This is a genomic window from Micromonospora sp. NPDC047527 (assembly GCF_040643015.1).
Lineage (GTDB): Bacteria > Actinomycetota > Actinomycetes > Mycobacteriales > Micromonosporaceae > Micromonospora.
The window spans coordinates 823,829-843,225 of record NZ_JBEYTK010000002.1; the positions used below are offsets into that span (position 1 = coordinate 823,829).

Genomic DNA, 19,397 nt, shown 5'->3' on the forward strand with positions numbered 1-19,397 from the left:
ACATCGTTTCTTCAAAGAAAAAATAAAGTCGTCCAGGACTATTGACTGGCTCGCCGCAAGATCCCTAGCGTTACCGGCCGAAGGCCTTCTGGTGAATCCATCCCTACCACTGTGCGAACCGCTCGCTAGCGGGCGGTGGGCCGGCACCACCCCCACTGTCGAGCTACCCGCACGCGTGGAGGCCGTTCCACGGCCTCCAGTGGACAGCTGTTCACGATCGGGCCCGGTAGGAGCCAACTGCCGGTTGCGCTCTGCCGGGCCCGAGACCGTCCCCCACGCAGCACTCGCCCCCACACGAAGAGGTATGCCAATGAGATGGCGCACCACGGCGACTATCGCCATGTGCGGTCTGCTGTCGCTCGGCCTGGCCAGTCCGGTCCAGGCCGGCTCCAAGCACTCATCCCCCAAGCACTCGTCTCCCAAGCCCCCGCCGCCGGCAAAGCCGGGTAAGGCGGTCGACCTGGACGTCATGTTCATCGGCGCGCACCCGGACGACGAGGCCGGCCAGCTCGCGATGCTGGGATACTGGAACGAGTATCACGGCATGAAGGCCGGCGTCATCACCACCACCCGCGGCGAGGGCGGCGGCAACGCCACCGGCCTCGAAGAGGGCCCCGAGCTCGGCCTCCTCCGGGAGGATGAGGAGCGCAAGGCGGTGGGCTGGGCCGGCATCGAGAACATCTACAACCTGGACGCTCTCGACTTCTGGTACACCGCCAGCGCTCCGCTGACGGAAGAGGTCTGGGGATACCAGGAAACCCTCTCCCGGATCGTGCGGGTGCTGCGGACCACCAAGCCCGAGGTCATCCTCACGATGAACCCCTCGGCCACCCAGGGCAACCACGGCAACCACCAGAAGGCGGCCATGCTGGCCGTTGAGGCCTTCTACGCCGCGGCCGACCCGAAGGCGTTCCCGGAGCAGATCAAGAAGGAAGGGCTCGAGCCCTGGCGGGTCTCCCGCATCTTCCAGACCGGTGGCAGTGGCACGACCGGCACCAACGGCCCCGCCTGCGAGACCACGTTCACGCCGGCTGAGGCCAGCAACGTCATCTTCGGCACCTGGCAGGGCTACGAGTCGGCGCGTCACGACGGCAACCGGTGGAACACGGTCCAGACCTGGGCCCGCCGCGAGTACGTGACTCAGGGCTGGGGCAACAGCGCCTTCCCGACCACCAACCCGGCCAACATCGGCTGCAACCGGCTGACGCTGATCGACACCCGCACCCCGTACCCGGCCCCGAACGTCGGTGCCGGCACCGGTGCGCTCCAGGGCGCCAACCTCCGCGCTCCCGGCGGCCTGCCGCTCGGCACCGAGGTCCACGTGCGTCCGCAGAACTGGGAGGCCCTCGCCGGGCAGCCCCTGCGCGTCGACACGGTTCTCTACGCCAAGAAGGCCATCACCGGCGCCAAGGTCACCCTGGACGTTCCGGCCGGCTGGAAGGTCACCGGCAACGGCAACGTCGGCACGCTGACCCCGGGCAAGGAGGTCGTGAAGAGCTTCACGGTCACCCCGCCGGCACAGGTCACGGTGGGCGAGCGGTTCCTGATCAACGCCACGCTGACCAGCAAGAAGGACGGCAGCGGCACCAGCAGCGCCCGCGTGCAGGGCACTGCTCCGGTGCGCGGCACCCTGGAGCCGCTGGAGGAGATCGCCGACTTCCGCGAGTGGTCCGTCCGCAACAAGACCCAGCAGCTCGACGCGCTCATCGAGTCCCTGCTGAACATCCCCAGTGGTGGCACCCGTAGCGTCAAGGTCAACCTGACCAACCACGGCACCCGGGTCCAGTCCGGAACGGTCAAGCTGAACGTCCCGGCCGGCTTCACTGTGGCGCAGCAGCAGTTGGCGTACAGCGGGCTGCAGCCCGGTGCCCGCACCTCGGTGACCTTCACGGTCACCAACTCCGACACGTCGCTGCCGACCGCCAACCGGGCGCCGGACAACGGCGCGTACCGGGTGGGGATCGAGACCAGCTTCAGCGGTGGCAGCGCCATCGAGCCGGGCGCGTTCAACCTGGTGCCGACCACCACCATCCCGCGGGCCGCCACTGCGCCTGTCGTCGACGGCCACGGCCACGACCACGAGTACACCGGCGAGGTCATCGACATCTCGACGCGCTGGGAGGGCACCGCCGCTCCGGCGTCGGACATCTCCGGCACGGCCCAGTTCACCTACACCGACGACGCCCTGTACGGCGTCTTCAACATCACCGACGATGTGCTCGGTACCGTGCTGCCGGCCGTGGACTGCAAGCGTCCGCGCCGTAACGACAACATCGAGCTCGGCATCGACCCGCGGGGCAACTCGGCGAACACCTCCACGGTGTTCAACGCGGCGCTCTTCCCGACCACCATCGACCCGGCCAACGGCAACCCGCCGTGCTTCGCCCGGGAGCGGGACAACTACCAGGGTGGCCCCGAGACCGCACCTGGTCTCGAGATCGCCTCGGTCGTCACCAGCAACCCGTACACGGGTTACCGGATCGAGGTCAAGATCCCGTTCAGCGTGCTGCCGGACGCCATCGACCCGGCCCGGATGGGTCTGAACATCCTGGTCAACGACTCGGACACGCAGGACCTGAGCTCGCAGACCCGGGTCGGTTGGTCGACCTGGAGCGGCGTTCGGGCCGACCCGTGGCGCTGGGGCAACGCGGTCCTGCCGGGTCTGACGGCGCGGCCGTCGGCGCCCAAGGCTCCGATCATGCCCGACACCGCGGTGCAGAGCGTCGACTCGCCGCAGACCATCCTCCAGTCCTCCTGGGACGGGGTGGCACCGGGTGGTTACGCCAAGTTGGCGGACAACACCGTGAAGATCAAGAAGGTCACCAAGACCAACTCGAAGGTCTCGGTGGAGCTCAAGGTGAAGCAGTCGGGCACCGCCCGGGTCTTCATCTGGGACGGCGAGCGGGTCGTGGCGCAGACCACGGCCAACCTGAGCAAGGACCGCACCCTGGTCCTGCCGCTCAGCGGTGCTCTTCCGGCCGGCTCGTCGGTGCTCGTCTCGTACGAGCGGGGCGGCGCCACCACCGGTCTCGCCCAGCAGCTGCGCTGATCGAACGGTAACCGCGTCGACCTGACGCACTGATGGGCCGGGCCGCGAGGCCCGGCCCATCAGCCGTATCTACGTACCGGCAGCCGAACCGCTTGGCGTCGGACTCACCGACTCGCCGTCCACCGTGATCGTTACCCGGTCCGGGTAGAACGCGGTCATCCCGGCGATGTTGGCCACGCCGGGCAGGGGGTCGGGGTAGAACCACGCGATGTCGCTCCCGTCGCTGCCGGGTGCGTCGCCCAGCGACCAGTACGAAGCGACTCCCTTGTACGGGCAGCGGGTGTGGTGGTCGGAGGGCAGCAACAGATCCCGGACCAGGTCGTCGGCGGGGATGTAGTAGCGGGTGGGCAGACCGGTCTCGAAGAGCAGCACCGGGCGGTGGGTGTCGGCGAGAACGACTCCCTCGTGTGTGACGACCACATGCCTTGAGCTCGGCAGTGCGTCAACGCGAGAGAACGGATCGACGGGATGCACGAAAAACCGTGCGTCTTCCTCGTACCACCGCTCGATTCCCTGGCCGAACCACTCCCGCCAGGCGAGGCACACGGTCTCGGCGAAGATGTCTCCCGGGTAGGTCCACGCGGCGTTGTGGAAGGTCTGCCCGCTGACGGTCAGGTCGTGGAAACTGCTGCCGGCCCGGCTACCGGGCGCGGGTGGCCGCGCGGCGGGCCGCAGCGTCCCGCCGGTCACGTCGGACAGCGCGAAGGCGTAGAACGGCACGGGGAACCCGGGTTCCCAGACCAGCAGTGGTCTCCGGCTGTCCACGACGACGACCTCGCCGATGCTGCCGCGGATCCACCGCTCGCTGTGGTGGTAGGTGAGCCGGTCCTCCGGCGGGGCGAAGCGCGGTGCGGGCGCAAGCATGGCAACCCCCTCGACAACACGTGTATGTTCACGTGTTTGACAGTCAAAGCTTGTATTTTCGAGTCTCTACTGCTCTGCTGAAATCCTACATACGAGTGCCGTGTGCAGGCACCGAACGAGGGAGGCGATCGGCATGGGCGAGGAGCCGAAGCAGCGACCGCGGATGACCGCGGAGGTCGAAGGTGACTTCGCCGTCTTCATCACCGGCATGCGGATCAACCGTTACTGGAAGATCCACCAGTGGTATCCGAACTTCCGCGACATGCGCAAGATCTTGATGGCGCTGTTCAGCGATCCGGAGAACGGCGCGATGTCCGCCCACCACGCCTGGACTCGGCGGGGGCCGATCCTGATCGGCTACTTCCGTAGCGTCGAGCAGTTGGAGCGGTTCGCCAACGACCCGCAGCAGCCGCACGCCGAGGTCTGGGCACGCTACTTCAAGCGGATGAAGAAGAACGGCGACGTCGGGGTGTGGCACGAGACGTTCGTCGTCCGGTCCGGCGAGTACGAGGCCGTCTACGACTACATGCCGTCGCCCACCGGCCTGGCGATGGGTACGTCGCACGTGCCGGTCGAACGCCGCGGCGACCTCGCCGTGCACCGTCGCGCCACAGGTGCCCGGCTGGCGAGGGAGCGGACGGCCGCGCAGGAATCCGGGGAAGAGAAAGCGGCAGCTGGCCGGGTCGCCTCCGAGTGAGGCCGCGCGGCCGGCGGTGGCGTTCCGGGTCGACCCGATGCGCCCCGACCTCGCGCCGCTGACTGTCCCGACTGGAACACGATACGCCGGTGCCCGGGTCGGGTCCGCAGCCAGAGCTGACGGCGGACCCGACCCGGGCACCGGCGTATCGTGGCTCAGCCCTTGTGCTCGACGCGGCGGGGCAGCAGGAAGCTGGCGGCGATGGCCAGCGCGAACACGACGATCTGGTAGACCAGCGCCCGTTCGGTGGTCTGCTGGTAGGCGGTGCGGTTCGCGGTGAACTGCAACTCGTCATGCCGGTCTGCGACGTCCGCGCCGGCCCCGGACTGGGACGACACGGCGCGGCACGGCTCCAGGTCGGCGACCGGGTTGGCGGCCTCGATCCGCTCCTTGAAACAGGCCCGGGCGTTGTCGGCGGCGGCGTCGACGGTCGCCACCGGCAGGCCCCGGGCCGTCAGCTCGTCCTTGACAGTGCTCCGGAGGTCGTCGCCGACGGCGGGGGACTGGACAGCCAGGGCGATGAAGAAGACCATGCTGCTCAGGGCGATGCCGATGGCGGCGCCCATCTGCTGCACGGTGTTGAACACCCCGGAGGCAGCGCCCGCGCTGTCCAGCGGCACGTCGTTGAGCGTGTAGGTGAGCAGTGGTGCGAAGGTCATGCCCATGCCCGCGCCGCCGAGGATGAGCCCGGGGGCGAGCGCCCAGGGGGTGACGGTGTCGAACTGGTGGATCACGGTGATCAGGATGACCATCGCCGCGATCAGCATGACCAGCCCGAGTTGCAGGCCGAGCCGGCCGAGCTTCGGGGTGATGCGGCGGGCGGAGATGGCGGTGAACAGGGGGACGGCGAAGCCCCACAGCACGCCGATCAGGCCGGCCTTGATCACCGAGAACCCCTGCCCGAACTGTAGGTAGAGGGTGTTGACGAGGAAGAACGGCATGACGCCGCTCATGAACAACAGGGAGACGGCGAGGCCGCCGCGGAAGGAGCGGTGGGAGAACAGCGACACCGGGATGAGCGGCGATTCCGTTCGCCGGCGCTGCACCGCCACCAGCGCGGCGAAGGCCAGCATCGAGGCGGCCAGGCTGACGAGGGTCCATGCCGGCCAGCCCTGCTGCGGACCCTGGATGAGGGGGAACACCAGCAGCAGCATGCCGAGACCCACCAGGATGGCGCCCTTCACGTCCAGCCGCTGGGCCGACGCACCCTTGGACTCGGGAACCAGCTTCGCGGTGACCAGGAGACATACCGCGGCGATGGGGAGGTTCACCAGGAAGATCGTGCGCCAGGTGAGGCCACCGACGTTGACGGCGGTGAGCAGGGCGCCCACGATGGGGCCGGCGACCGTGCCGACGGCGAAGACGACGCTCAGGGCGGAGAAGGCGCGTGCCCGCTCGTTGGGCGGGTACATGACCTGGAGGATCGACAGCACCTGCGGGACCATGAGCGCACCCATGCCGCCCTGGATGAAGCGGGCCACGATCAGCTGTTCCGGGTTTGCCGCGAGCCCCGCGACGAGCGAGGCGGCGGCGAACCCGACCATGCCGATGATGAAGACGCGCTTGCGGCCGTAGATGTCGCCGAGCCGGCCACCGGTCACCAGCATGGTGGCGAAGGCGAGGGTGTACCCGCCCACCATCCACTGCATGTTCGAGCTGGTGGCGCCGATGTCCTCCTGAATGGTCGGCAGGGCGACGTTGACGATCACGATGTCGAGCAGGTCGAGCAGCAGGCCGACCAGAACGGCGAAGAGCGCGATGGACCGCGCCCGACCGGCGATCGGAGCCGGCTTCGGAGGGGTCTCCGCAGGACTGGGGGACGGTCGCGTCCTCGATGGTGTCATTCGCGTACCTTCCATGATCGTTTTTACGCGTCTTTGCCGGCTGGGAAGGCGGTGCGACCAGCACGGACACTGCTGCCGGTTCGGTTGCTGGAGACAGGCTATCTACGGTGTGTGAGAGTGTCTATCAAAGATGCCTCTGGTTTCTTACGAGGCTTTGATGGGATTCTGAAAGCACCGTACGACCGGTAACCCGCCTCGACGTGAGGAGCGCGCGATGGGAATGAGCGAACCACCCACGCACCTGTTGCCCGAGCCGGCGCTGTGGATCGGCGAGGAGCGGGTGGTGGAGTCCTCCGGCGGGCGGGCGGAACACGTCTACGCCGCGACCGGGAAGCCGACGACCGAGGTCGTCCTCGCCGGACCGGCCGAGATCGACCAGGCCGTGGCGTTGGCGAGGGCGAGTCTGCCCCTGTGGAGGGACAGCTCGGCAGCGGTCCGACGCGACACGTTGCTGAGGCTGGCTGACCTGCTGCTCGTCCACGCCGATTCCCTCGCCGCGGTGCAGAGCCTGGAGATCGGCCTGCCGACGCAACTCGCGCGGCGGCTGCCGGCGCTGGCGGCCGACCACCTGCGGTACTACGCCGGGTGGTGCGACAAGATCGGCGGCGAGGTGGTGCCCACCTGGCCCGGGCGCAGCCTGGACTACACCCTCGACGAGCCGTACGGCGTGGTGGCCGGCATCATCCCGTGGAACGGCTCGCTGATGTCGATGGCGCAACTGCTCGGTCCGGCGCTCGCTGCCGGCAACGCCGTCGTGGTCAAGCCGTCGGAGCTGGCGCCCTTCGTCGGCCAGCGGTTCGCCGAGCTGGCGGTGGAGGCGGGGGTGCCGCGGGGTGTGGTGGTGGTCGTGCCCGGCGGGCCGCCGGCCGGGGCGGCCCTGGCGGGGCACCCCGGCGTCGACAAGGTGCACTTCACCGGCAGCGCGGCGACCGGCCGGCAGGTGCTCGCCGAGGCGGCCCGGAACCTGACGCCGGTGGCGTTGGAGTTGGGCGGCAAGTCCCCGCACGTCATCTTCGACGACGCCGACCTACGGTCGGCGGCGCGGTACGCGATGAGCGGCGTGGTGGCCCTGTCGGGGCAGGGGTGTGCGAACGGCACCCGGTTGCTGGTGCACTCGGCCGTCCGCGAGCAGGTGCTGCAGACGCTGACCTCGCGGCTGCGTCGCGTCCGGGTGGGCGACCCGGCCGACGAGGCCACCGTGATGGGTCCTGTGGTCTCCGGGCAGGCGTGCGACCGGATCCTCGGTGTGGTCGACCGGGCCCGTGCGTCGGGCGCGCGGTTGCTGGCGGGTGGCGGGCGCTGCGGCGGGGAACTCGCCGACGGTTTCTTCGTGGAACCGACGGTCTTCGTCGACGCCGACCACGACACCGAACTCGTTCAGGAGGAGGTGTTCGGGCCGGTGCTGGCGGTGTCGAGCTTCGACACCGAGGAGGAGGCGGTGGGGTTGGCCAACGCCACCCGATACGGCCTGGGGGCGTACCTGCACACGAACGACCTGCGCCGCGCCCACCGGGTCAGCCGAGCCGTCGCGGCCGGCAGCGTATGGGTGAACGGCGCGCCGGGCCTGATGCCGTCGGCGCCGTTCGGCGGGGTGAAACAGAGTGGTTCCGCGCGTATCGGCGGCCTCGCCGGCCTGCGCGAGTTTCTCCGGCCGAAGAACGTGTGGATGCCAGTCTGAACGCGCGTAACGACCGAGTAATCTTGGTGACACGAGGAAGCTTCGGAACGTGCTTTTCGCGCTGTTCACACGTGAAGTGATCCTTCGACAACCACCGGTGTCGATGGTGGGTCTGAGAGTCGCTTTCCGTTATGCTGGAGTGACTTTGGGTGCGGAGGGTTTGCCGTGTACGTCCGGAGGGGCCAACTAAATCTACGCAACGTATGAGACTGTGGCCTAGCGTCTCGCGGGCACCGGATGTTGGTAGGGAAGAAGGGCAGAGGCAATGGCTCAGTACATCGTCACGATCACTCCGGTGCTTGGTGCGAAAGACGCGGGAGAGGAGTCCTCCCGCACCACGATGCGCGTGTTCGCCGAGGACGGCCAGGTCTACATCAAAGAGTTGACCGTCCGCGTCGCGGATGACGTCAAGCTCGGCGCTGCCGACCTGCTCCAGGTCGACCTGGACCTGTTGATGCAGGCGTTCGCCGCGAAGCGTCCCGCAGCAGCGGCAACCGCCGCCGTGTCGGCCGAGAGTTCGGAGGCCACCAGGCCCTACCGCGTCTCCACGCCGAGCCGGACGGCGAAGTCGGACCGCGCCTACCGTCGCATGCCGGACCCGAGCGAGCTCAAGAACATCTATCTGAAGAACCGCACCGTCACCGGTGTCGCCAAACACTACGGCGTGCCCACCCACACCGCCCAGGGGTGGATCACCCGGCTGCGCCGCAAGGGTGTCATCCCCAGCGTGAAGTGAACCCCGAGGCCCGCCGGTCACAGCGGGCCGCCGTCACCGCCCTCACCGACCAGGTGTGCACCGAGGGCCGCGTAAGAGTTGCGGCTGGCCACGAAGTGCTGCCGAGCGGTGTTGACGTCCCGCAGCCTCCGGGACAGGGGCGACGAGTCGTACACCGCTGTCCCGCCGGCCAGCTCGAAGGCCGCGTCGGTCGCCCGGACCGCCAGAGCGGTCGCTTGCGCGGCCGCAGCCCGTACCTGCGCCCGCCGCAGCGCCGCATCCAAGCCCGCGAACCCGCCCCACTCGTCACCGGCCTGGTCGTAGAGCAGCGCCCGACCCGCCTGCACCACCATCCGAGCCTCGCCCAGCCGCTCCTGGAAGGCGGCCGAGGACGCCAGCCGCGTCGCGCTCAGCGCCGGCCGCTTGCCGCCCGCCGCCAGCTCGACGACGTTCCGCAGGGCCGCCTCGGCGATGCCCAGCGCCGCCGCCGCGATGATGAGGCTGGACTGCGCGATGCTCATCGACGCCCGCGCCGCGCTCGCCGAACCGGGCACCAACTCCACGGCTCGCTCCGCGGGGCAGTAGCCGCCGGAGACGGCGAGGTCGTGGCTACCTGTGCCGCGTAGGCCCAGGGTGTGCCAGGTGTCGACCACTGTGACGTCGGCGGCGGGCAGCAGCATGATCCGGGTGGCGGGCCGGCCGTCGTTCAGCGCCACCGCGCGCCCCCGTACCAGGACACAGTTGAGGTAGACCCAGGCGGCGCGTTCGCAGCCGGTGACGAACGGCCACTGGCCGGAGATCCGCCACCCTCCGTCGACCTCGGTGGCCCGGCCCTTGGGCGCCACCGCGCCGGCGGCGTAGACGTCCGGGCCGTCGGCGAAGATAGCCGCGACGGTCGCCGCCGGCGCACAGCCGATGATGAGCTGGGACAGGGCGACCTGGCCGACCAGCCAGGCCACCGACGCGTCCGCCGTGCCCAACGTCTCGACGACCCGCAGCGTGTCCGGCACGCTCAGGCCGGCGCCACCGTGCTCCACGGGCGCGAGCATGCGCAGGCAGCCCGCCGCGCGCAGCCCGTCGAGCAGATGGTCCGGGAGACCCCGGCCCCGCTCGACCTCGTCGGCGTGTTTGGCGATCTCCGGAAGGAGATCACGGACCAGTTGCAGAGTCGTCATGCCGAGCCTCGCCCTCCGGTCTGACGTGCCGGTCCGAGTGCCGGGCCGCGCCTGCTCCGGCCACCGCGGGCGGCTCGGAACGACCGATGACCATCCTACTGTCTGCATGTATCGTGCAACAGACATAGGAGTGTTGTGTATAGACACTCCACAAGCGCAGCTGTGCTGCCCCGGGGAGGTGTCTCATGACGGCGTCTGACGCGCAGACACACGTGTTCGCGATGAGAATGTGGAAGTCTCTTCTCGCCACGCAGGAGCTGCTGTCGACGTACCTGGGGGTCAAGCTCGGGTTGTACGAGGCGCTGGCCGCCGCGCCGGGGCCGTTGCGCCCGGACGAGCTGGCCCGTGCCGCCGACATCGCCCCCCGGTACGCCCGGGAGTGGCTGGAGCAGCAGGCCGTCTGCGGCATCGTCGAGACCGACGATGTACGGCTACCGGCCGAACGCCGCGCGTACCGGCTCCCCGCCGGGCACGCCGCCGTCCTGACGGTCTCGGACGACCCGATGTCCCTGGCTTCCCTCGCCGTGCTGCCGCTCGGCGGCATCGCCGCCGCCCTGCCGGACCTCGTGGCGGCCTACCGCAGCGGTGCGGGTGTGCCCGACGACGTGTTCGGTGTGGACTGGCGCGACGGCCACTCCGGCGCGAACCGGGCCCTGTTCGCCCACCAGCTCGCCGGCTGGATCGTCGAGCAGATGCCCGACGTGCACGCCCGCCTCGACGCGCCCGGGAAACGCATCGCCGACGTCGCCTGCGGGACCGGCTGGTCGAGCATCGCGCTGGCCCGCGCGTACCCGCGTGCCGAGGTGACCGGCCTGGACCTGGACGGAGCCGCCCTGCGGCAGGCCGAGCGGAACGCCGCCGAGGCGGGTGTCGCCGACCGGGTCCGCTTCGCCTGTCGCGACGCCGCCGACCCGCAGTTGGCGGGCGAGTACGACCTGGTGTGCCTCTTCGACGCGCTGCACGAGGTGTCCCAGCCGGTCGCCGTGCTTCAGGCGTGCCGGCAGTTGCGTGCCGTCGACGGCGCCGTGCTCGTGATGGATGCCAAGGTCGCGCCGGCCTTCACCGCCCCCGGCGACGACGTGGAGCGGTTCCAGTACGGCACGAGCGTGCTGCACTGCCTGCCGGCGAGCCGCACCGGGGAGGACTCGACGGGCACCGGCACGGTGTTGCGCCCCGGGATGGTGCGCGAGATGGCGTTGCGGGCCGGCTTCTCGGGGATGACGATCCTGGCGGTCAACGACCGCTTCCACCGGCTCTACCGACTGAAGGGCTGACCAGCGCCCGTGGTTCGGGAGGGGTCCGGGCGGCCCGGACCCTACCCGACCCGTGCTCAGGCCCCGTCGCGCTCCTCGAGCCGCTGGACCACCAGATCCTGCACTGCCCCGACAGTGGTGATCTTGCGCGCGGTGTCCTCGTCGATCGGATCGAGGTCGAACTCGTCCTCGATGGCGAACGCCACCTCCATCAGGGCCAGGGAGTGGTAGCCCAGGTCCTTGATGAGGTGGGATTCCGTCGTCACCTCCACGCCGTCCTTCGGCGCCATGTCGGAGATGACCGCCGCCACGGCAGCGCGGATCTCCTCCTCGGTACGGCGGGCGGGAGCGGTCTGCTCGGTCATGGTCGATCTCCTCTGTGCTGCTGGCATGACGGTTGAATGGGTCGCTCAGGAGGCCCGAGCGCCCGTCAGCGGGTGGACACGAGGGGCGGAGAAGCTGTGGCGCTGGTGGCGCACCACCGCCCCGAGCGCGGGGGCCCAACGGCGCGACCACGCCGCGACGACCTCTGGCACGTCCTCGAACTCGTCTTCGAGGACCGACAGGCAGGGCACCGGCGCGGTCGCGCCGAGTTCCGTCAGCAGCGGACGCAGGTACTGGTCCCCCGCGCCGCGGTGCTTGGCCCAGCCCGCGGTCATCGCGCCGACGGTGACGCAGTCGGTCAGCCCGTCCATCGGAAGCATGTCCAGGAACAGCTTCAGCAGGCCGGTGTAGGTGCCCTTGAACGTCGGGCTGACCACCACCAGCAGGCCGGCGCGGCGGACCAGGCCCAGGGCCTGCTCTATCTCCGGCCCCAGTGGCACGCTGCGGCTGGCGCGCAGCGGCAGCGCGGCACCGATGTCGGCGAGGTCGACGATGTCCGGCCCGGCGAGTTCGACGCCCTCCGCGGCGAGGGCGAGTGACAGCTCCTCCACCAGCCGGATGGCGATGCCGCTGGTACGGGAACCCGCACGGGGGCTGCCCAGCAGCAGCGTCGTCTCCACCAGCGCGCTCCGGTCCGTCACGAGGCCTCCCGCCCGAGCAACCCCTGGCGCCGCAGCAGCGGCAGCACGCCCTCGGCGAAGTTGTACGCCTCCTCGAGGTGGGGCTGCCCGGAGAGGATGAGATGGGTCATGCCCAGCGCGTGGTACTCCGCTATCCGCTCGGCCACCTGCTCGTGGCTGCCGACGAGTGCGGCACCGGCGCCAGGGCGGACCAGGCCGTAACCGGCCCACACGTTCGGGTACACCTCCAGGTCGTCGACCTGGCCGCCGTGCAGGGCGGCCATCCGGCGCTGCCCCTCCGAGTCGGTGCGGCGGAACCGCCGCTGTGCGTCGGCGATCCGGCTGGCGTCCATGCCGTCGAGCAGCCGACGGGTCACCGCCCACGCCTCCTGCGCGGTGTCCCGGCTGATGACGTGGAACCGGGTGCCGAACTCGACAGTGCGGCCCTGGGCGGCGGCCAGTTCGGCGACGCGGCTGGTGAGGGTGGCCAGCCCGTCCGGGCGCTCGCCCCAGGCCAGGTAGACGTCGGCGTGCGCGGCGGCGACCCGCTGCGCCTCAGCGGACGAGCCACCCAGCAGGATCGTCGGTCGCGTGTGGTGGGGACGGCTCAGCATCCCGGCCTTGACCTGGTAGTGCTTGCCGTGGAAGTCGAACGGCTCACCGCGCCAGGCGCGGTGGAAGACGTCGAGGAACTCCTCGGTGCGGGCGTAGCGCTCGTCGTGGTCGAGCCAGTCGCCGTAGCGTCGCTGCTCGTCGGCGTCCCCGCCGGTGACGATGTTGAGCATCAGCCGGCTGCCGGAGAGCCGCTGGAACGTCGCGGCCGACTGGGCGCACACCATCGGCGGCTGCGCGTTGGGTCGGCAGGCGATCATGAAGTGCATGGTGTGGGTCTGCTGCGACAGCGCCGCCGACACCAGCCAGGGATCCTCACAGAACAGGCCGGTCGGCACCAACGCGCCGGCGAAGCCGAGCCCGTCGACGGCCTGGGCGACCTGGCTGAGGTAGTTCAGCCCCGGCTCCCGGCGGATGTTCCTGGTCCCGTCCGCACCGTCCGCGCTCTTGGAGACCTCCCGGCCGTCGCCGTGCAATGGCAGGAACCAGTGCAGTCGCAGTGTCATCAACGGTCCCTTCCGCCTCGGGCCGGCCGACCGGCCCCGGATTGACCTGCCATCCCCGTGCGCACTTGTCTTTCCTGCTATCCACGTGCATTTACGAGTATGTGCTGGAAGGTTCTCAGGATGCCCGCAACGCTGTCAATACCCGTGGCCGTGACCCGTCACCGCCCGGGCGACGGCAGCGCGACGTCCGGACGCCGCGCCGCCGCTGCCGCCACGTCCAGGTAGCCGGCCAGGAAGTCCTGCCCGAGCGCCGGGTCAACCCAACCTCCGGCGCGGAACAGCACGGCCTGCACCCGGTGCTCGCCCACCGGAGCCAGGGCCAGCTCGAACGGGAAGCGGCTGCCGATCTCCGTGGGAACCACCAGCTCGAAGCGCGCCCCGCCGCCGGTCAGGTCATGTCGCAGCGGTGACATCACGTTGAACATCACGTCGTCGGCCCGCCCGCCGCCGGTGTCGACGATGCCGGTCGGCAGCAGGTGAAAGGGCAGATCCTGGTACGCGAACGCGCTGATCACCGCGCCGTGCACGTGGCGTACCAGGTCGGTGAAGCGGTGTTGACGGGCGACCTGGGCGCGCAGCAGCACCATGCCGGCGAGCAGGCCGACGGTGTCGCGTACCTCGGGCCGGGACCGGTTGGCGAACATCGACGCGACCGCCAGGTCGGGCTGACCGGTCAGGCGGTGCAGTTGGGCGTGGAAGGCCGCCAGCAGCACCGTGAACATGGTCGTCTTCTCCCGCCTGGCCAGCTCGCGCAGCCCGGCCACCGTCGCGGCCGGAAGCTCCGCCGCGACGGATCGGGTCGCCCCGGCGGCCGCGTCGGTGGCGTCCGGGGCCGGATAGAGCGCGTCGAGCCGGGGGATCTGGCTGCCCTCCAGCTGGTGTCGCCAGTACCGCTGGTACCGGGCGAGCCGGTCCGAGGCCAGCAGCTCCTGCTGCGCCTGCGCGAAGCGGGACATCTGCCAACCCGCGGGTGTGCCGACGGTGGCCCCGCCGCAGGCGGCGTCGTAGCAGGCGACCAGGTCGCGCAGCAGAATGCCGGTGGACCACGCGTCGGTGACGAGGTGGTGCAGGTTGAGGCAGAACAGATGCTCCCGTGGGCCGACCCGCCACACGCTGGCCCGCACCGGCCACTCCCCGGCGTCGATCGGCGTCTGGAGCTCCCGGGCCAGCGCCGCGTCCAGCGCCTCGCCTGCCACCGCATCGGCCCAGGCCAGCGGCTGCGGGCGCGGGGCGTGCACGCGCTGCACGAGACGCGCGCCGCGGCCGTGGAAGGTCGTCCGCAGCGCCTCGTGTCGGACCACGAGCTGGTCGACAGCCGCCTGCAACGCCCGCTCGTCCAGGTCTCCCACGATGCGGCAGACGACCGGGCAGTTCAGCGCGCCGAAGTCCGCGCGGTAGTGCTTGATCATCCACAACAGTCGCTGGGAGACCGAGGCTGGTGTGTCGCGTGCTTCCACAAACAGCAGGATAGCTTTTGTCGTTGGCTTTGCGTGCCTCGCAAACTAGTCTTTGCTGCTATGAGTGAGTTGGTAGTGCGTTCCACCCAGGACGCCCGGCTCAACTGGAACTACGAGTCCTCCGACACCCGCACCGGCTCGCTCTACCAGCGTGCCAAACAGGCGCAGTGGAGCGTCGACGAGATCGAGTGGCACCTCGACGTACCCTTCGGGGCGCCACTGCCCGACGACTCCGCCTTCGCCATGGCCGGGTTCGCCGCCTCCCCGCTTGCCGCGCGGGGCCGGCCCGCCTGGGACGAGTTCCGCTGGGAACTCCAGGCGTGGATGGTCAGCCAGTTCCTGCACGGTGAGCAGGCGGCCATGGTGGTCGCCGCCCGGCTGGTGGAGATCGTCTCAGGACTGGACAGCAAGCTGTACGCCGCGACCCAGGCGGTGGACGAGGCGCGTCACGTCGAGGTCTTCTCCCGCTACCTGGGGGAGAAGATCCAGCGGCCGTACCCGATCTCCGAGCCGCTGGAGCTGCTGCTGACCGACATCCTCGAAGACAACCGCTGGGACGTCATCTCGCTGGGCATGCAGATCATGGTCGAGGCGCTGGCGATGGCCGCGTTCCGGCTGGCCCACAGCACCTTCCACGACCCGCTGATCAAGCAGATCACCGGCCTCGTGGCGCGGGACGAAGCCCGGCACGTGTCGTTCGGCGTGCTGTCGCTGCGCGGCCTGTACGACGAGATGACCACTCGCGAGCGGACCGAGCGGGAGGAACTGGTGCTGGAGTCCGCGGCCCTGATCCGCCGCCGGTTCCTGCTCAGCGACATCTGGGAACGCATGGAGGTCCCGATGACCGAGGGACTCGACTTCGCCGCCCGCAACGAGCTGATGGTCGCCTACCGGCAGGCCATCTTCTCCCGGGTGGGCCGGGCACTTGACCAGATCGGACTGATGACCCCTCGCGTGCGGGACGGGCTCGTCCGGCTGGATCTGATCCAATTCGTGGAGGGCAGGCGCGGTGGTTGAGCGAGCGGGCGTCCGGCAACGGCCGCCGATGGACCTGGCGTCGCTGATGCGGCTGGCGGAGCTGACCGATGTCATCGTGCCGATGACGGTGCGGGCGGTCAGTGACCTGGGCATCGCCGACCTGCTCATCGACGGGCCCCGGCCCGTCGATGAGCTAGCCGCCGAGGTCGGTGTGCACGGGCGGTCGCTGTGCCGGGCGCTGCGGGCGCTGGCGGCCAAGGGCATCTTCACCGAACCGGAGCCGGAGGTCTTCGCCCTGACCCCGCTGGCCCAGCCGCTGCGCAGCGACCACCCGATGTCGATGCGCGCCGTCTACACGCTGCTCGCCTCCGACGTGCAGGCGTGGGCGATGCTGCCGCACAGCCTGCGCACCGGCGAGGCCGCCTTCGACCGGGCGCACGGCACGGACTACTGGAGCCACCTGGCCGAGAACCCGGACGAGAGCCGGCGGGTGGACCGCTGGATGCACGCGATCACCCGGCTGCACCTGCGTACCGTGCTGCCCTGCCACCCGTGGGGAGAGCTGTCCCACGTGGTCGACGTCGGCGGAGGTGACGGCGGGTTCCTCGGTGGCCTGCTCGCGCGGTACCCCGCGATGCGCGGCACGCTGGTGGACCTGCCGCACGTCGTCGCGGCGGCGGAGCGGGTCCTGACCGAGGCCGGGGTACGCGACCGGTGCGAGATCGTCCCCGGCAGCTTCTTCGACGCGCTGCCCGCCGGCGCGGACGCGTACCTGCTCAAGACGGTGCTGCCCGGGTTCGGCGACGACCAGGTGGTGGCGGTGCTCCGCCGGGTCCGGGAGGCGATGCGACAGGACAGCCGCCTGCTGCTGCTGGAGGCCGTCCTGCCGTCCGGGGACACCTTCGACGTGGCGAAGCTGTACGACGTGCACACGCTGGTGCTCACCGGCGGCACCCACCGCACGGCCGAGGAGACCGGGACCCTGCTCGACCGTGCCGGGCTGCGACTGGACACCGTCCGGCCGACGGCCACACTGACCATCCTGGCCGCCACGCCGGCCTGATCCGGCCCCGCCGGGCGGGGGATGCCGGCAGCGTCAGACGGGCCGGACGGCCAGCGGCACGTGGGCGAAGGCGCGGAACGGCGTGTCGGCCTCCCGGACCAGCTCGCCGGCCTGCTCCACCGAGCGGGTGCGCCGCAGCACCCAGTCGAAGACGACCTGCGCCTCCGTGCGGGCCAGGAACGCGCCCAGGCACAGGTGTCCGCCGCCGCCGAAGGTGACGTGCGGGTTCGGGTTTCGGGTGACGTCCAGCGTGCCGGGGGACCGGAAGACCGCCTCGTCGTGGTTCGCCGAGCCGAGCATCAGCACCAGCACCCGCCCGGCCCGTACGGTGCGCTCCCCGATCCGCACCGGCTCCCGCACCAGCCGGGCGGTGCCCTGGATGGGCGCCTCGAAGCGGAGGAACTCCTCCACCGCGCCGGGCACCAGGCCGGGGTCGGCGCGCAGGAGGGCGAACTGGTCCGGCGCCCGCAGCAGCGCGGCGAACCCGTTGGTGATGAGGTGGACGGTGGTTTCGAAACCGGCGAAGAACGAGAAGACGGTGTTGTCCACGATCTCGTCGTGGCTCAGCCGGTCGCCGTCGTCCTCGGCCTGCAACAGCGCCGACAGCAGGTCGTCCCCGGGCGCCGCGCGGCGCTCGTCGAGCAGGCCACCGATGTACTTGCGCAGCCACTGGACGGACTCGTGTGCCGCACCCCGGGAGTCCTCGGGAACGATGGCGCTGAACGCCCGCCCGAGACTCATGGCGTGCTGCCGGACGTCGTCGTGGGCCTCGGGCGGGATGCCCATCAACGTGGACACCACCAGCACCGGCAGCGGGTACGCCAGGTCGCGCACCACGTCGCAGGTGCCGGTCTCCAGCGCCGGGGTCAGGAGCTGGTCCACGGTCTGCTCGATGTAGCCGCGCATCCGCCGCACCACCGCCGGAGTGAAGGCGCCGCTCATCAGCCGCCGGAGCCGGACGTGGTCCGGCGGGTCGCGGTAGAGCATGATGCGCTGGAAGAAATGGCTGGCCGGCCCCTCGCCCACCGACAGGTGGTGGTACGGCTCGGGGAACTCGCTGCCGAGGCGGGGGTCACGCTGCAACGCCACGACGTCGGCGTGCCGGGTGACGCCCCAACTGCCGGGGCCGATCCGGCACAGCGGCCCGGCCTCGCGCAGCTGGGCGTAGGTCGGATAGGGGTCTTCCCGGACGGCGGGGTCGAGCGCGTCGAACCTGGGCGGCAGACCAGAGGCAACCATGCCTGCCAGTCTTGGCCCGAACCCACCACCCGGGCAAGTGTTTACGCGTGTTTGTCGAGAACCCTACGCCGACGCTTCACGAGGCAGGTAGCTGCCGAAGCTCCAGACGTGCCCCTCCAGGTCGTAGACCCCGTAGTCGCGAGAGCCGTACGAGGTGTCGTGCAGCTCGTAGACCAGCTTGGCGCCGGCCTGCACCGACCGCTCGTGGTGCTTGTCGACGTCCGCCGCGTCGCCGACGCAGATGTAGATCCCCCCGCTGGTGGCGGGCAGTTCGCGCGGGCTGACCATGCCCAGCGTGTCGTGCGGGCCGCCGCCGCCGAGCTGAATGGTGGCGTTGCCCCAGCTCAACTCGGCGTGCACCACCTTGCCGTCCACCTCGGTGACGTCGAAGCGCTCCAGGCCGAACGCGTTGACGAGCCAGTCGACGGCAGCCGTCGGGTCCTGGTAGCGGAGGAAGGGGACGACCGGAGAGAACGAACGTTCCGACATGAAGCCTCTTCTCGCGTATTGATCGATCTGTGCGGTGCGGTTCATCATAGGTGACTCGCCTCTGTACGAGGGTCAACATCACGCTCGACAATCGACAGTGGCCGGCCGAGAGTGGCCAGCGCGCCCCGGTAGTCGTCGCCGACGGCCAGGTCGAGCAGGTGCACGCTGACCTGCGGCGGCGGCCGGTTCGCCCAGCTCAGAAGCTGGGCGGGGGCATCCGGGGCGCTGACGGTGAGGTCGGCCGGCGACGGCACGAGGCCGTCCCCGGTCGCCTTGAGGATGGCCTCCTTGCGGGTCCAGTACCGGATGAACGCGGCGAGTCGCCGTGGCTGTGGCAGGTCGGCCAGCACCCGACGCTCGACAGGGGAGAGTGCCGAGACGGGAATCCGGCGACCACGTAGCGCCACCCGCTCGATGTCCACGCCGCAGACCGTGTCGCGGGCGATCGCCACCAGGATCCGTTCTGCCGAGTGCGACACCGACACGTGCAGCACACCCGCGTCGGTCCGCACCTCCAGCCGGCCGTGCGGGCCGGCGCAGTGTCGGCACGTCGAGGAGAAGACGACCTCGCGCGGCGTGGTGTTGGCGTACCGGGCGACCAGTAGCCGCGCCGCGACACGGCCCGTCACGAAGCGGGTGTGGGCGGCGTCGTGGCGCAACCGCCGCGCCCGCGCCTGCTCGGCGTCGTCGAGCAGGGCGTGCAGCCGCTCGGGGACCGGCCCGGCGCGGCACCGCCAGACCAGGCACTCGCCGCTGCCGAGCCCCTCGCCCACG

Annotated in this window: 17 protein-coding genes; 7 read left to right on the forward strand and 10 right to left on the reverse strand. The window is 70.3% G+C overall.

Annotated elements, in window-relative coordinates:
• Nucleotides 1–310 precede the first annotated feature (310 nt).
• Nucleotides 311–3,049, forward strand: a complete 2,739-nt coding sequence (locus ABZ808_RS12685) for a sugar-binding protein (protein WP_357004535.1) — start codon at nucleotides 311–313, stop codon at nucleotides 3,047–3,049.
• 69 nt (nucleotides 3,050–3,118) lie between these two features.
• Here ABZ808_RS12685 and ABZ808_RS12690 read toward each other — a convergent pair whose 3' ends face one another.
• Complete coding sequence (locus tag ABZ808_RS12690; RefSeq protein WP_357004538.1) at nucleotides 3,119–3,913, reverse strand: DUF427 domain-containing protein; 795 nt, start codon at nucleotides 3,911–3,913, stop codon at nucleotides 3,119–3,121.
• Between the two features lie 133 nt (nucleotides 3,914–4,046).
• On the opposite strand from ABZ808_RS12690, the gene ABZ808_RS12695 reads away from it, so the two are divergent.
• On the forward strand, nucleotides 4,047–4,610 hold the full coding sequence (locus ABZ808_RS12695) for a DUF4188 domain-containing protein (protein ID WP_357004541.1): 564 nt from the start codon (nucleotides 4,047–4,049) through the stop codon (nucleotides 4,608–4,610).
• A gap of 155 nt (nucleotides 4,611–4,765) precedes the next feature.
• Here the strand turns inward: ABZ808_RS12695 and ABZ808_RS12700 are convergent, their stop codons facing one another.
• The gene (locus tag ABZ808_RS12700; RefSeq protein WP_357004544.1) at nucleotides 4,766–6,454 is read right to left on the reverse strand and encodes an MFS transporter; all 1,689 of its coding nucleotides are present in this window, start codon (nucleotides 6,452–6,454) and stop codon (nucleotides 4,766–4,768) included.
• A 220-nt stretch (nucleotides 6,455–6,674) separates the two neighbouring features.
• On the opposite strand from ABZ808_RS12700, the gene ABZ808_RS12705 reads away from it, so the two are divergent.
• Nucleotides 6,675–8,132 (forward strand): aldehyde dehydrogenase family protein, encoded by a 1,458-nt coding sequence (locus tag ABZ808_RS12705; protein WP_357004546.1) that lies wholly within the window; start codon nucleotides 6,675–6,677, stop codon nucleotides 8,130–8,132.
• Between the two features lie 295 nt (nucleotides 8,133–8,427).
• Nucleotides 8,428–8,868 carry a hypothetical protein gene (locus ABZ808_RS12710; RefSeq protein WP_357004548.1) on the forward strand — a complete coding sequence of 147 codons (441 nt, stop codon included), beginning with the start codon at nucleotides 8,428–8,430 and terminating at the stop codon, nucleotides 8,866–8,868.
• Nucleotides 8,869–8,885: 17 nt separating this feature from the next.
• On the opposite strand, the gene ABZ808_RS12715 is transcribed toward ABZ808_RS12710, so the two are convergent.
• Nucleotides 8,886–10,022 carry an acyl-CoA dehydrogenase family protein gene (locus ABZ808_RS12715; RefSeq protein WP_357004550.1) on the reverse strand — a complete coding sequence of 379 codons (1,137 nt, stop codon included), beginning with the start codon at nucleotides 10,020–10,022 and terminating at the stop codon, nucleotides 8,886–8,888.
• A 185-nt stretch (nucleotides 10,023–10,207) separates the two neighbouring features.
• Between ABZ808_RS12715 and ABZ808_RS12720 the strand changes: the two genes are divergently transcribed.
• Complete coding sequence (locus ABZ808_RS12720) at nucleotides 10,208–11,296, forward strand: methyltransferase domain-containing protein (RefSeq protein WP_357004553.1); 1,089 nt, start codon at nucleotides 10,208–10,210, stop codon at nucleotides 11,294–11,296.
• 56 nt (nucleotides 11,297–11,352) lie between these two features.
• On the opposite strand, the gene ABZ808_RS12725 is transcribed toward ABZ808_RS12720, so the two are convergent.
• The 4 genes from ABZ808_RS12725 to ABZ808_RS12740 all read right to left on the reverse strand — a co-directional run bounded on the left by ABZ808_RS12725 (nucleotide 11,353) and on the right by ABZ808_RS12740 (nucleotide 14,854).
• Nucleotides 11,353–11,640: a phosphopantetheine-binding protein gene (locus tag ABZ808_RS12725; RefSeq protein ID WP_357004556.1), complete on the reverse strand. Its 288-nt coding sequence runs from the start codon at nucleotides 11,638–11,640 to the stop codon at nucleotides 11,353–11,355.
• 45 nt (nucleotides 11,641–11,685) lie between these two features.
• The gene (locus ABZ808_RS12730) at nucleotides 11,686–12,300 is read right to left on the reverse strand and encodes an NAD(P)H-dependent oxidoreductase (RefSeq protein ID WP_357004559.1); all 615 of its coding nucleotides are present in this window, start codon (nucleotides 12,298–12,300) and stop codon (nucleotides 11,686–11,688) included.
• A complete protein-coding gene (locus ABZ808_RS12735) occupies nucleotides 12,297–13,397 on the reverse strand; it encodes an LLM class flavin-dependent oxidoreductase (RefSeq protein WP_357004562.1) in 1,101 nt (366 codons plus the stop codon). Before ABZ808_RS12735 ends, ABZ808_RS12730 begins: the two co-directional genes overlap by 4 nt.
• A 158-nt stretch (nucleotides 13,398–13,555) precedes the next feature.
• Nucleotides 13,556–14,854, reverse strand: a complete 1,299-nt coding sequence (locus ABZ808_RS12740) for a condensation domain-containing protein (protein ID WP_357004565.1) — start codon at nucleotides 14,852–14,854, stop codon at nucleotides 13,556–13,558.
• 60 nt (nucleotides 14,855–14,914) lie between these two features.
• Between ABZ808_RS12740 and ABZ808_RS12745 the strand changes: the two genes are divergently transcribed.
• Together ABZ808_RS12745 and ABZ808_RS12750 are read left to right on the forward strand one after the other, a co-directional pair.
• Nucleotides 14,915–15,871, forward strand: coding sequence for a ferritin-like domain-containing protein (locus ABZ808_RS12745; RefSeq protein ID WP_357004567.1), 957 nt, complete (start codon nucleotides 14,915–14,917; stop codon nucleotides 15,869–15,871).
• Nucleotides 15,864–16,895, forward strand: coding sequence for a methyltransferase (locus ABZ808_RS12750; RefSeq protein WP_357004570.1), 1,032 nt, complete (start codon nucleotides 15,864–15,866; stop codon nucleotides 16,893–16,895). The genes ABZ808_RS12745 and ABZ808_RS12750 overlap by 8 nt, the downstream gene beginning before the upstream one ends.
• A gap of 33 nt (nucleotides 16,896–16,928) precedes the next feature.
• On the opposite strand, the gene ABZ808_RS12755 is transcribed toward ABZ808_RS12750, so the two are convergent.
• The 3 genes from ABZ808_RS12755 to ABZ808_RS12765 form a co-directional block, all read right to left on the reverse strand.
• Nucleotides 16,929–18,134, reverse strand: coding sequence for a cytochrome P450 (locus ABZ808_RS12755; protein ID WP_357004573.1), 1,206 nt, complete (start codon nucleotides 18,132–18,134; stop codon nucleotides 16,929–16,931).
• Between the two features lie 63 nt (nucleotides 18,135–18,197).
• The gene (locus ABZ808_RS12760) at nucleotides 18,198–18,623 is read right to left on the reverse strand and encodes a VOC family protein (protein WP_357004576.1); all 426 of its coding nucleotides are present in this window, start codon (nucleotides 18,621–18,623) and stop codon (nucleotides 18,198–18,200) included.
• 44 nt (nucleotides 18,624–18,667) lie between these two features.
• On the reverse strand, nucleotides 18,668–19,396 hold the full coding sequence (locus ABZ808_RS12765) for a 4'-phosphopantetheinyl transferase superfamily protein (protein WP_357004579.1): 729 nt from the start codon (nucleotides 19,394–19,396) through the stop codon (nucleotides 18,668–18,670).
• Between the last annotated feature and the right edge of the window lies 1 nt (nucleotide 19,397).